This is a genomic window from Lentilactobacillus kefiri (assembly GCF_009739535.1).
Classification (GTDB): Bacteria; Bacillota; Bacilli; order Lactobacillales; family Lactobacillaceae; genus Lentilactobacillus; species Lentilactobacillus kefiri.
The window spans coordinates 949,382-964,799 of sequence record NZ_CP029971.1 but is presented as its reverse complement, the minus strand read 5'-3'; the positions used below and the strand labels follow the sequence as shown (position 1 = coordinate 964,799).

The 15,418-nt window shown below is 41.8% G+C and carries 2 protein-coding genes; both read left to right on the top strand.

Translation table 11 applies throughout. The features are described from left to right. The first annotated feature begins 21 nt into the window (after positions 1 to 21). Positions 22 to 1,091, top strand: a protein-coding gene (locus DNL43_RS04700) for an IS3 family transposase (protein ID WP_109249140.1) whose coding sequence is annotated in 2 segments (ribosomal slippage) — positions 22 to 259 and positions 259 to 1,091 — 1,071 coding nt in all. Because the reading frame shifts where the segments join, the coding sequence is not laid out codon by codon here. A 221-nt stretch (positions 1,092 to 1,312) separates the two neighbouring features. After that, positions 1,313 to 15,388, top strand: coding sequence for a hypothetical protein (locus DNL43_RS04695; RefSeq protein ID WP_225439253.1), 14,076 nt, complete (start codon positions 1,313 to 1,315; stop codon positions 15,386 to 15,388). Positions 15,389 to 15,418: the final 30 nt, after the last annotated feature.

Sequence of the window (15,418 nt, the reverse complement as noted above, 5' to 3'; positions counted from 1 at the left end):
AATCAGAATAGGAGTTTTTTTATGAAATATTATTCAGATGAATTTAAAAACAACATCGTTAAGCTTTATCACAATGAAAATCGTTCAAAGAAATCCTTAGCCAATGAATATGGGGTTCATCCAACCACCATCAGTCATTGGATCAAGCGGGCCAAATTAGTTGAACTACCTGACGGTGGCGTAACGAGTGTTGAAGCCTTCAAGCAACTACAGAAAGAAAACCAGCAGTTAAAAGAAGAAAATGAAATTTTAAAAGCAGCGGCGGTGTTACTGGGAAGGCATTAGGCAAAGTTAAAGCCATAGACTTTATCAACGAACAATTATGTAAACACCGCCTCTGGATAATCTTGAAAGCCTTAGGGCTTTCTAAAAGTACGTATTATCATTGGAAACACTATCAGATAAGTCGTCATGATAAACAAGATACGATTTTAAAAAGCCAGATCTTTGAAATTTGGAAAAATAATTATAAAGCCTATGGGTACCCTCGGATCACAATTGCCATGAGAAGACTTGGTGTAGTCATTGGCCCCAATCGTGTCTACCGATTAATGCAGGAGTTAGGCATTCGATCACTAATGGGGCGGCGTTTTAAGAAGCCAGGCACTCATGTAGATTATTCTCAACGGCCTAACTTGATTAAGAACCATCCAATTGGAACTATTTGGCGTGCTGACATAACCTACCTAGAACTAAGACCAGGCACTTGGGTTTATCTAAGTACCATCTTTGACCAAGCTAGTAAGCAAATCATCGCTTTCAACATTGGCAAGGAGATGGCATCGAAACTGATTATTAAGACATTGTTGCAAGCCTTGAGCAGGGCTTCTAAGCCAACCTTTTTGCACTCTGATATGGGTTCACAATACACCAGTATTGCTTATGAAGGCCTGTTAAAGCGGCACCTGATTAGGCATTCATATTCCAAACAAGGTTATCCATATGATAACGGTCCGCTCGAAGCTTTCCATTCGCTACTTAAACGAGAATTTATTTTTCAAACACGTTTTACTAGTTTTGAGGACTTAGTCCTCAGAGTTGAAAATTACATTAACTGGTATAACACCGAAAGAATTAGGATAAACGGCTAATTTTTTTAGTACCAAAACTTGACGTAGGAGCAGTTAAACTCGTTGCTAAAGTAAATTCTTTAGCCGCAAATGTTGTTACTAATATTGAAAGTCAAATTCAACAAGTCATCAAGACAGTTGTCAGTCCGGTTGTTGCCGGTGCTGCGCTCCTTAACGGATTGTTGTTTATAATACCAGCGATTACTGGTATTAAGATTTTGACATCTCCAATATTGGCAATATTGAGTTTACCGCTCACTATTCTTACAAATATCTTAGTACCAAGTATCGCAAATCTACTGTTACCCGCAATTGCATTGATTGGTACCGCCATTACTTTGCCGCTTGTTTCCGGCTTGGTCGGCTTACCAATCATGATGCTGTTGGGTACAGGATTGCATAACATTGTTTCATCAATTTTGAATTTACCACTTCTTCTTTTGGGAAATGATTTAATCAGTTGGTTCCCAGCATTCTTAGCTGGTTCAATTGCTCAAATCACATCACTTTTGAAGAATGTGTTACCGCTTGTCTTTAGTGCATTGATCTCATTTGGTCTGCCACTTGTTTTGCTGCCATTGCAATTAATCGGTTCCACAGTATTGGGATTGATCTTGCCATTTGGCTTGAAGTGGTTGGCACTCGCCCCGGTTGTTCTTCCAGCATTGATTGCTTTGGGATCACAACTTAAGTGGGTTTTGGATGCCGTTAAAGATGTGATCGGTACCGTTATTAAATCTGTTTTGTCTGTCATTAATACTCATTTGCTTTTAGCTGCCATTACGATTATCCCAACGATCCTCAGCTCGATATTCAATACATTATTTGGATTCGGTCCGCTGAGCGTCATTGGTGATCTGATTAATACGTTGAACAAGATGTTTGTGAACAACTTTATGCTGCCACAATTTGTTGCGTTCGCAGTTAAGCTGATTGCTGGTGCGGTTTCAGGCATTCTTAAAGCAATTAACAATGGTATCTTTAATCTTATCTCGAACTTGTTGAAGGGCTTATTCCATTTGAAAGGCATCACTGGTTTGCTTGGCTTATTACTCGGAATTCCAGCCATGTTCTTCCAAGGTTTGCTCAACAATTTGATTCCTGACATGATCGCAACTTTAGCCGGACTATTGGTCTTGGCATTCAACTTATTGATTTCAACACCATTAATGTTCCTTCACGGTATTGGCTCAGCTCTTGGTCGCTTATTGTTGATCAACTTATTGAACCCAATCCTTCAACTAGGAAACGATTTGATTAGCTGGCTGCCAGCACTTGCTGTTGGAACAATCTTGAACGTCATCAATTTATTTAACGGTTTGATTACCCAAGGACCAATCGGTTTATTCTTGTTCGGTTTGCCTTTGGTATTAAATGCCGGTTTGTTGCTTGCTAATTTGCTCGCAATTCCAACCTTCATTTTGAATCTGATCGGAAACTTCTTCGGTCTCTCCAACTTAATGTCGTTAATCTTCCCATTGATTGCGGCCTTATTGTTGGGTGCCGGACTCAAATTGATGTCAGGTCTTACCACAATTTTGAACCTTATCGGATTACTCGGACAACTGGTTTTGAGTGGGTTAACCATGCCGCTTTGGTTGGTTATTCCAGGACTTAACCTGGTTCGCAAGCTGGCTTTCTGGACAACTCTTCTGTTAGGTTTGCCAAATGCATTGTTCAGCTTCATCGGTAATCTTGGTTCACAATTGCTCAAAGGAATTTGGTCCGCTTTAACTTCATTACCATCAACTTTAATCAAAGCATTGTTCTCATTTGCCCGAAATGTCATTTCAACGATGATCAAAGATACGTTGTTGGCACTTGGCGCATGGATCCTTGGTTTATTAGTTCTTGGCGGGTTAAAGCTCGCTGGCAATGTCATTAAGACTTTGCTTCAGTTAGCTAAATTCTTCTTAGTTACTTTACCATTAACAATCGGCGGCTTGATTCTTTCAATCCTTGGATTGTTGGTTCTCAATGGCGCTATTGGACTAGGATTAATTCTTTTGTCCAACACATTGTTAAATGGTTTGGCTTTAATCGTTACCGCTGGCTTACTTGCTTTACCAGCATTGGCATCTCAATTTATTTCCAATGCCGTTAAAACATTTAGCCTGGCTGCCGTTTTGACTTTGAACTTGTTCCAAGGTCTCTTGAAAATTGGTAACCGATTGGTAATGGACTTTGTCCTCGGATTCTTGAACCTCTTGAATTTTGCGGTCAAAGCCGTCGCTGGATTGCCGACATTATTCGGTGCGCTCGCAACCATCGTAACTGCAATCCTTCCTGTCCCTGGTCACTTACTGCTTTCAAGCATCTTACTTGCCTTAACAGTTGGTTCAGTACTTGCCAAGTTAGTTGCATTACCATTGGATCTTTTGACCAATGCGTTGAACTTGCTGAAGATCGGTCAATTGTTATTAACAATTCCAGCCATCATCGCTAAGTTCATCGGTGCAGTTATCTTGAGTCAATTGATTGGTGGGCTGACAGGTCTCCTGTTGCTCCCAGTTGTATTGTTGAATCAATTGATTGGCGGCGTGATCGGATTGGCTCTCGCTGGTTTGAATGGTTTGATTAAATTAGCTTTGCCACTTGTACTTGGTGCACTTGGCTTAACTCTTTCAATCGCTATTCCAACCGTTGTGCTTGGAATCCGTGTCTTGGGTGATTTGTTAAAGAACAACCCATTATTGGCATTGATTATCCTTGCATTACCAGGACTGATTCCAGGATTAAATCTGATTCTTGGTGCCGTCGGAATTGCTTCTGTATTCGGATTAGCCAAGAATGTCCTTAAATTATTACTTTCACCAATCACAGGTATTTTGAACTTCATCAAGAACGGCCTGATTGCCTTATTAGCATTTGGTGCTTTAGCTGTTTTGGGTGCTGGTGCCGGCCTGTTGCTTGGTCTGCCATTATTTGGCCTGCTTGCCCTTGGCATCAAAGGCTTATTGGATTTGGCACAATTGCCATTAAAGATCTTCAACGGCTTCATTGGTAACCTGATTCCAGCATTGATTGCTGGTTCAATTACCGGATTGATTAGATTATTAACAAATGGTGGTTTGTTCGGTCTCCTCAAATTATTGGTTATCATTCCAGTTATTTTGAACGGTTTGCTGACGGCATTAATTCCTATTTTGAACGGAATTACTGTTCCACTTGCTCTCATTGCAGCACTTATCGAATTACCATTGACCTTGGTTGAAGGCCTGATCAATAACCTCAATGCCGGTCTTCTTGGCTTGCTTGGCGGCCAATTTGTAAAGGGTATTCTCAACTTGATCAACGGTGTTCTCAATGTGCTTGGACCAGTTTTGGGAATTCTTCTTGGCATTATGTTGCCAACTCTCTTAATTGGTTTGACGGCCAACATCATCTGGATCTGGTTCTTAGCCCCAATCGTGTTGAACCTCGCAGTTGATCCAATCACTGACTTTGTTGGCTTTATGATCATGCTTTACACAATGTTCCTTCAACCAGCTCTCTACATTGTCTTCGGAATCATCACGATTCCAGTGACATTGGCATTGTTTATCGGCATGTTTGCCAACTGGTTGAATCCATTGAGATTTATTTTCCAGACGATTTCTGACTTTGGTACCTGGTCATTGATTTGGCTTGGCCTTGGTAGCTTTGCTGCCATTGAACTTCTGAAGTTGTCATTACTTGGCCTGTCCTTGATTCCAGGTTCCGGCTTAGTTGCCTGGTTGGCATTAACCGCAGCAGAAATCGGCTTGGTTGCTTTAGTTGCACAATTTGTTTTGAACACAATTCCATCAATTATCTATGCTTGGGGAATTGTCATTCTCTTTGTTGCAATTGGTGCGATCGTTATCTTCCTCCAAGAATTCTTGAATCTCGGAATTAACGTTCCATCTTACTTGAGCTACTGGATTTTACTTCCTTTGGCTACAATCCTTGGAGTTGCCGGCGTCTTGATGTCATTAACACTGATGCTTGCATTTGATACGCTTGCACTCTTAACTCAATTACCATTGATCATTGGAAACTTGTCATTTGGATTATTAGCCGCATTTGTGACTAATCCAATTTCAGCTTTGTTGGCCAACGTCGTCTTCGGTGTAATCGGTGTGGCATCAATTGTCGCATTTATCGCTGGAGCATTTATGGTTGGTCAAACATGGCTGGCGGCAGTCTTCCCATTTGATCTGTTTATTTACTATCTCATTATGGAAAACCCAATTTGGGAACTCGGCCAATGGGCTGGATTATTCCCAATCATTGGTTGGATCGCCGCTTTGGTTGACGATATTCTCTGGTTGGCTGTCGGTACGTGGATTCCTGGAATCTTCGCAGCCTTGAACTACTCGATCTTTATTTTGACGGCAGTTCCACTCGACTTTTCAGCTGTCATCGGTGTGTCATTGTTGCTTGCTACTGGAATTAACGGCTTACTCCTGTTGCCGGTACTTCTCATTGGCGCAGCGATGACCCTCGGATTGATTGCTTTACCAATCGTGATCCGATACGGTTTGCAAATGTTGCCTGACTTGTTGTTCGGCGTTGGTGTCAACATTGTCTTCACTTGGTTCTTAGGTCCGTTGTTCCTTGACTTGGCCGTAAATCCAATTGCTGATTTTGTCGGCTTCATCATTATGCTGTACACCATGTTCACTCAACCAATTCTGTACTATGGCTTTGGAATCTTCTTGATTCCTGCTACGATCCTGATGTTTGCCGGGATGTTTATCAATTGGTTAAATCCATTACACTATATCTTTGATGGAATTTCCACTTTTGCCAAATTTGCATTGCCAACACTTGCAGTATTAGGTATCGGTGCCATTGATTTACTCCGTGTATCAGCTGGATTGATTAGTCTCATTCCAGGAGTTGGATTGATTAGCGCATTCACTCTTGGACTGGCTAAATGGGCCTTGATTGGCTTAGTTACCGCCTATGTCATTAACACCATTCCTTCAATTCTCGCGGGAGCCGCAATTGTCTTCCTGCTGGTTGGAATTGGTGCGATTGTCATTGTGCTTCAAGAAGTATTGAATATTGGGATCAACGTCCCATCATATCTGAGTTACTGGGTATTATTGCCAATGGCAGTAATCCTGGCAGTGACAGCTATCTTGATTACCTTGCCACTGATGCTCAGAGATGACTTTAATGTCACTTTGTTGGCATTACCATTTATTGTAAATAACTTAGGGCTTGGTTTGATGACTGGCTTAATTGCCAACCCACTTGCAGGGATCTTTACCGCACTTACATTTGGTGTTCTCGCAGCGGCTTCAATTCCAGCCTTCCTTACCGGATCATTTATGATTGCCGAATCTTGGTTATCATCAATCTTCCCACTTGGATTATTTGCTTATTACCTGATTATGCAAAACCCAATTTGGGAAATGGCCAACTGGATTGGATTATTCCCAATCATTGGTTGGATCGTTGCCTTAATTGTTGATGTTGTTTGGATGATTGTTGGTACTTGGGTACCAGGGATGCTTGCACTGTTGAATTACGCAATCTTTATTGCGACCGCAATTCCAGCAACATTCTCCGCAATCATCGGCGTTTCACTGGGGTTATCCCTTGGACTGGTCGGCTTGCTTGGTCTACCAATTAATCTGATTGGCGGCGCAATTCTCCTCGGAGCTTTGGCATTGCCATCGATTATCGGTACTGTATTAAGTCTTGCAGGCGGTGTCTTCTATGGGATTGCTGCTAATATCATCTTCACTTGGTTCTTAGGACCAATTGCTCTTGATTTGGCAGTCAACCCAATCGCTGACTTCATTGGATACGTCATTCAGCTTTATACAATGTTTGAACAACCATTACTTTACTTTGTATTTGGTGCAATCAGTATTCCAACAACTGCCTTGTTCTTCATCGGTATGTTTACGAACTGGTTGAATCCACTGAGAATTCTTTTCCAAGGTCTGACCGACTTTGCCAAATTTGCATTACCAACTATCTTGTTGTTAAGCATTGCAGCAGTTGTTGGTTTGCAGATTTCCGACTTATTGATCAGTGTTGTTCCTGGGATGGGATTGTTGGCATCACTTGGTTTGTTCAACGGAATCATTGGATTGGTTGGCTTAATTGCTCAATACGTGATTAACGTTATTCCTTCAATCCTTTCACTTGGTGCGATTGCCTTCTTGCTTGTCGGAATTGGCGCAATTGTCATTATCCTTCAAGAAGTCTTGAACATCGGTATCAACGTTCCATCGTACTTGAGTTACTGGGTTCTTTTACCGATGGCTGCAGTCTTAGGTGTCCTTTCGGTCATCTTGGTATTGCCATCGATGTTAGTAGGCGACTTGTTCGCAACGCTCCTTGGTTTACCATTTATTGTTGGTAACTTAGGGCTTGGCTTACTCGAGTCATTCCTTGCAAATCCAATTGCTGCAGTTCTTGCCGCATTGAACTTCGGAATCCTCGGCATCGCCTCAATCCCAGCATTCTTCATTGGGACCTTCATGATTGCCCAAAGCTGGCTTTCATCAGTCTTCCCAATTGCTGAATTCTTGTATTACCTTGTTATGAACAATCCAATTTGGGAGATGGCTAACTGGATTGGCTTGATTCCAATTATCGGTTGGATTGTCGCATTAATTGTGGATGTCTTATGGCTTGTCGTAGGCGCTTGGGGCACAGGAATTATGACTGTCTTGAACTACTCAGTTTGGGCATTGACAACCATTCCACTGGTATTTTCAATGATTACCGGCGTTTCCTTGTTGCTTTCCCTTGGAATATTAGGAATCGCAGCTGCACCAATTCTTCTTCTTGGTGGCGCAATTCTTCTCGGATTGTTAGCTGTCCCAAGCATTATTAAGGCAGTTGTCAAAGCAATCTCAGGTCTCGTATATGGTATCGCTGCAAACACCATCTTCGTTTGGTTCTTGGGTCCACTCGCTTTGGACATCATGGTAAATCCAATTACTGATGCAATCGGCTTTATCATCATGCTTTATACCATGTTCTCACAACCTGTTTTATACATTGTATTCGCAGGGATCACAGTTCCGGTAACCTTCTTATTATTTGCCGGAGCCTTCATGAACTGGTTAAATCCATTAAGATATCTGTATCAAGGAATTACATTCTTTGCGAAATTTGCATTACCAATCTTAGCTTTACTTGGTCTTGGTGCGATTGACGGTCTTCGTCTTTCAATGCTGGGTCTGAACTTATTCCCAGGTGTTGGTCTCATCGGCTTCATTGCATTGACCATTGCTAAGTTGGGCTTAATTAACTTGATCGCACAATTTGTGATTAACGCAATTCCATCAATCCTTGCTTTGGCATTCATTGTCTTCATCGTTGTTGGTATTGGCGCCATCGTCATTGTGCTTCAAGAAGTCTTAAATCTCGGAATTAATGTTCCATCATACTTGAGTTACTGGGTTCTCTTACCAATGGGAGCAATGCTTGGTGTTGGCATTACGCTGATTGCCTTGCCATTGATGCTTGTTGGTGATCTCCTTGCAACTTTGGTACAGTTGCCAATTATTGTTGGTAACTTGGGCTTGGGACTGATCAGTGGTTTGTTCGTCAATCCACTTGCTGCCGTCTTGGCAGCCTTCAACTTTGGTGTCATCGGGTTGGCATCATTACCAGCATTTATTGCCGGAGCCTTCATGCTTGATCAAAGTTGGCTTGGATCAGTCTTCCCAATCGAATTAGCGATTTACTACACAATTATGGAAAATCCAATTTGGGATATGGCCAACTGGATTGGCTTGATTCCAATTATTGGTTGGATCGTTGCCTTAATTGTTGATGTGCTTTGGATGATCGTTGGTACTTGGGTACCAGGAATGTTTGCAACCTTGAACTACGCTATCTTCATCATGACGCAAGTTCCATTAACATTCTCAATGGTCATCGGCGCAGCAGAGTTCTTATCACTTGGGTTAGTTGGGATTCTCGGCTTACCAATCCTTCTCATGGGTGGAGCTGCATTGCTTGGTCTCCTCGCATTGCCAGCTGTTCTCTTGGGAATTGCTCGAACGGTGCTTGGTACCATTTACGGTATCGGCGTCAACCTCATTTGGGCTTGGTTCTTAGGTCCGATCCTGCTTAACCTGGCAGTTAATCCAATTGCCGACTTCGAAGGATTCATTATCATGGTTTACACGATGTTTGTTCAACCTGTCTTGTACTGGGGATTAAGCGGCATCTTCATTCCTGCTACCTTATTCTTCTTCCAAGGTTCGTTCACAAACTGTCTGAATCCACTGAATAATCTCTTCCAGGGAATTACTAATTTTGCTTATCTTGCGCTTCCATTGCTTGCCGTCTTAGGACTGGGAACCATGGATCTGTTCAGATTAGCAGTTAATGTGATTAGCTTGGTTCCTGGGGTCGGTTTGATTGCCGGTTTGGCATTATTTAATGCTAAATGGTTGTTAATTGGACTGATTGGTTTGTATGCTCTCAACGCACTTCCATCCGTCTTGGCATTGGCATTCATTGTCTTTATCATGGTTGGAATTGGTGCAATCGTCATTGTGCTTCAAGAAGTCTTGAATCTCGGAATTAACGTTCCGTCAAGCTTAAGCTACTGGATCTTACTTCCACTGGGCGCATTTCTTGGAGTCGGAATTACCTTGATTACTTTGCCATTAATGTTGGCAGGTGACTTGGTTGCGACATTGATTGCATTACCTGGAATCGTTGGAAGCTTAGGCTTAGCTTTGATCCTTGGATTTATTGCAAATCCATTGGCAGCCGTTATCGCTGCATTTAACTTTGCCGTATTGGGAGTCGCTTCAATTCCTGCCTTCCTTGCCGGAGTGTTCATGCTCGATCAAAGTTGGCTTGGATTCGTCTTCCCAATTGAATTATTTGCTTACTATCTGATTATGCAAAACCCACTTTGGTCAATGGCTCGTTGGATTGGCCTCATTCCAATAATCGGTTGGATTCTCGCCTTAATTGTCGATATTGTCTGGATGATTGTTGGAACTTGGGTACCGGGAATGTTTGCAACTTTGAACTACACCGTCTTTATCTTGACGCAAGTTCCATTGGCATTCTCGACTGTGATTGGCTTATCAATGTTATTGTCACTTGGTTTACCAGGTTTGATTTTGATCCCAATTGCGATCTTGATTAACTTGTTGCCAGTTGGCTTGATAGCATTGCCAATCTTCTTACCAGCAATGTTGATTTCCGGTTTAGTAAATCCATTGCTTAATATACTCAAGAACGTTGCTTCATTCATTACTGGCGGAGTCGTTGCATTAGCCGAAAAATTGTTTGGCAATAACTTCCTCAATAGCTTGTTCAGAATTGTTTTGAACGCCATTGTCTTAGCGCCTAAAGGATTAATCGGTATGCTGCTGACATTGCCGGCATGGATCATGAAACAAGTTCTTAAGCTCAATGGTTTCCTCAATAAGGCATTAGCCGGATTGTGGTCATTGATTTCAAATGTTATTACAGGATTGATTTTCTCAATTCCTGGCTCATTACTCAGTTCACTAGGTAATTTGTTCTTATCTCCAATCATCACCGGAATCATCAGCCTTGTTGGTCTTGGCATTCTTGGATTGTTAAATCTTTTGAACCCACTGACAAGCCTGATCATTCCACTAATTGGCGCCGGGTTGGTTGCTTTGGCACTCACTGCTGGTCAGATTGCCAAGTTCATTGGCACCTTGATTAAGACAGTATTGAGTGGTCTCAACTTAATTCTTCCAGCATTAAATCTGTTAAGAAGAATCGGAGTTATCAAAGCTGCTTCTCAATTGTTAAAGAATGTCTTTGATGTCTTGAACGATCTCAATCCATTCAAACTGTTTGCGGACTTTGCTAAGAATGTTATCTTACCAATGATCCTGTTCGCAACAGGCGCCTCAATTGTTCAAACGATTATTCGTCTTCTTGGTATGCCGCTGTTGAATTTGATTATTCCAGTGATCGCAGCCATCACAGGCGCAGTCATTTCAGTCTTGTTGAGTCCACTTGCTTTACTTGGATTGCCACTGATTGCCGGAATTGCTGCATTGATTCCGCTGGTATTGGCTCACATGAAGTCATTGGCTCAGGTTATCCCTGATTTGATTGGTCTAATCGGGCAGTCGTTATTAAACGGTGCGCTTGATTTGGCAAAATTATTACTCTTACCGTTGGCAGTGTTCACATGGCCGCTTATCGGCTTGGTTGATTTGTTGAAGAACGTATTCAATGGTCAACATCCATTTGTTAACGTGTTTGAGAAGATGAACAATGTTTTGAAGGATCTCTTAGGTCCGCTCTCAGCATTATTCTTCGACGGCATGAATGGTCTTGCAAACATCTTAGGTGCAGGACTTTCATTCCTGAAGTTCGTCGGTTCATTGTTGTTGCCAATCTTCCCATTGAATTGGATCTTGGCATTGAACCAGGTTCCAAAGCTGTTAGCTTCATTGTTTAACGGCTTCAAAGGTCTTGGAAACATTGCCGGGGATCTCTTAAATGACTTAGGTCGTTTGGCTCTCGGTCTTGGGGCTGCCGTACTTGCATCATTGTTGATGCCATTGGCACTCATTGGTTTAATCACCAAAGGGTTGACTGATTTGACACTTAACTTGTTCAAGAGTGGCATGTCACTGTTGTTCCAAGGACTCGCACAATTGTTTAAGAATGGTATCAAGTTCCTGTTCTCACAAATTCCTGTCATGTTTAAGAATATCTTGGGTGGTTTAGGTAACCTGATTAAGTTGGGTGTGCTTGCCTTACCTGATGTTTTGAACCCATTGCACGGACTTTTGATGGGAACCATGTTCCTTGGTGGATTGATTCCAGCAGTCGTTTCACTTCTCGGCTTGCCGTTTACCTTGTTCATCAAGCCGGTTCTTGATCTCATTAATAACCATGTGGTTCCAATCGCTGCCTTCTTTGGTTTGAGCTTGCTCAATACCTTATTGAATCCAATTACTTCTATCTTTGGATTCTTCAAGTCAGTCTTTGATACCATTAAGACTCAAAATAAATTGAACGGCATATTGAAAAATATTGCCAACTTCGTTAACACTGGTGTAAAGGGATTACAGATGTTGTGGCTGATTGGTCTTTCATTAGGCTCATTAGTATCGCACCTGATTACTGGAACAGTGGCTCTCTTGACTCACTTGATTACAAGTCACATCGGAAAGCTGTTGCTTAACTTAGCTGGATTACTATTCGTAGTAATCGGCAGTAATCCACTTAACGCCATTGGTTCGTTTGTTTCTAACGTAAAGAAGATGTGGAACGCAGGTCAGATAGTTCCAAAGGTCATTAAAGGCCTGATTCAGGGACTTATGAAGATCGGTTCAACCTTTACCTTCTTTATTCGCGGAATCAAACACTTGGGTGATTTACTTACCGGCTTCGCTATCGTACCAGGAGCACTTGGTGTCCTTGGATTCTTACGACAAGTTAACCAGCAAGTTGTCGTTGCCCCTCTTCAATGGTTGAATCATAATATTGTGTTACCGCTGATAGCTAATGGTCTCACTGGCTTAGGCTTAGCACTTCTTGCACCACTGGCATTCTTACCTACCTTGTTGTTGTCATTGCCTGGTAACAGGCTTGGCCGCTTGCTTCTCACATTGCCAATCGCACTTTTGGGCAACAGTCTTGTTCAATGGTTGCCGGCAATCGCCCTTAACGGTTTGGGAAGCTTGTTCAATGGTGGTAAATCATTCCTGCAAAATCTCCTTAAGACATTTGCCTTATCAGGAATTGTTGGTTTGATTACCCGCGAATTAAGCAAGGCATTTGGTAAGTTAGTCACATTTGGCTTGTTGATTCCAAACATGATCTTTGGCAACAACCCATTTAGCACTATTCATTCACTGATTAAGAACCTCGTGTTCCTCAAAGTGTTTGATACGGTTGTACCACTGATTGTCGCTGGTCTCTTACAGGCTGTCATGACAGTTAACTCATTTAAGAAGTTGCTTGGAAATGTCGTAACAGGCGTCAAGAGCTTCTTCAAGAATGGTTTGTTGTTCGCTGTCACTGCACCAATTTGGCTCATTTCAAATGGGTTAAATCAACTTGGTAAAGGCATTTCCAACTTGTTTGGAAAGGTCGCCGGCTTCTTCTTGAAGCTTGGTTTATTACCACTTCGAGTTCTTTCATTCAATGGTGTTCCTGAGTTTATCGGCAATATAATTGCTGGATTGGGTAAGGCATTCACTTATCCACTTGCAATTCTTAACGTCCTTAACCTCACCATTCCTGGTTGGCTTTTGGGTCGATTGTTGACTCACTTGGTTGATCTTGGAAGTCTCGTAAAGATCGTTTCAGGATTTATTCCTGGAATTGGTTCAATGTTATTTGCACCAATTACCATCATCTTTAATCTTGGTAAACAGATTCTGTCAGGCTTGTTCAACTTAGGTCTGAAAGGAATTCTCGATGGCCTCAACACAAACGCTGTCAACCTGGTTAACGCAATTGAGTTTGCTATTTCAACTGTCAATGATGCACTCACGAGTGGTCTGAAGCAGATGATCATGAACTTGATCGGCGTTATCACATTTGGAATCACGATGGTTGGATTATCACTCTTAGGACGCTTAATCCCAACCGTTAAAGTTCCAGCATGGCTTGATAACCTGTTGAAGACAATTGGTCAAATCGCCAAAACTGTTCTTGTATTCAACATCGGCGTATTAGCCGGGTATTACCTGAATAAGAAGATCTTGGTTCCAATGATTAAGCTTTTGGGATTACCAGTTTTGCTGGCAGGGTTACTACCGTTTATCGGTATCGGATTGCTTAATAACGGATTGAAGAAGCTCGGAAATGTTTTGAAGGACTTCTTACTTCCATTGTTCGGTGGTCTGCTAGGATCATTACCAGTATTACTTGGTCTATTGCCAATTATTGGATTAGGATTACTCAACAACGGCATCAAGCAGCTTGGAAATAACTTGAAGAGCTTCTTGCTTCCATTGTTCGGCAGCCTACTAGGATCATTACCAGTATTACTTGGTCTATTACCAATCATTGGATTAGGATTGCTCAACAACGGTATCAAGCAGCTCGGAAATAACTTGATGAGTTTCTTGCTTCCATTGTTTGGCAGCCTACTTGGATCATTACCAGTATTACTTGGTTTATTACCAATCATCGGTATTGGATTGCTTAATAACGGTATTAAGCAGCTTGGAAATAACTTGAAGAGCTTCTTGCTTCCATTGTTCGGCAGCCTACTAGGATCATTACCAGTATTACTTGGTCTATTACCAATCATTGGATTGGGATTACTTAACAACGGTATCAAGCAGCTCGGAAATAACTTGATGAGTTTCTTGCTTCCATTGTTCGGTGGTCTGCTTGGATCCTTGCTTGGTCGCTTGTTGAATCAGAACAATAACAATAACTTTAACATCAATATTAACGTCAATGGTTTACCATTGTTGTTAGCATTGACACCTCTAATGAGTACTTTAACCATTCTCGGAAATGCTGCAGCTGCCCCAATTAAATTGTTAACATCAATCTTGCCAGGATTGATTCAAACATTATTTGGCGGTAATAAGATTATTATCTTACCAATCTTGATTCCAATTATCATTCCTTTGATAATTCCAATATTGTTGGTTGCACTTCTTCCGGTTGTTTTGCCAATCATCTTGGTCGCTTTACTTCCGGTAATCCTACCAATCTTGATTCCGATTCTGCTAATAATGCCAGTCATTGTTCTTGGATTGCCAGTCCTTGTCGCATTGATTGCATTATTACCAGTCATCATTGGCATTCCATTAATCCTGCCACTCCTGTTACCGGTATTGATTCCAATCATCGGCGCAGCTGGCTTGATCAGATTCGTTACATCATCGTTTGGTGGTACCGTGAATACTCAAGTCACAAACAGTAAACCATCAGAACCCGCTGGAACATCAGGTCAACCTAATGTTTCTGTGAACGTTCCGGGCTTACCAAGTACTTCTGGAAATTCAAATAACGAAGGAACCAGCCAGGTCCCTTCAACAGGTAATAATGTTGGAGGGAACCGCCAATTCCCTTCAACCACACCAAATCATAATGGCAACGCACCCCGTGGCAATGTCACTAACGGAAACGGTCATAACACTGAAAGTTCCGTCAATAGTCAGTCGCAAGTTTCTGGAATAACGAACGGGATGACGACGCCAAAGTCAACCGTCTCAGTTCCAGATTCAATGACTGATATGAATGGACTGAAGTCTCAAAAGGAATTGCCTCAAACAAATGAGAACCATGCCAATCAACTATTGATCGCAGTATTAGGATTGATTCTAATGTTGCTTGATGTTCTTGGTTATGTATGGATTGCTCGACGTCGTAAGTTTTCAGTAGATTAGTTGTTAATTAATTTGAATGGAAACTTGCGA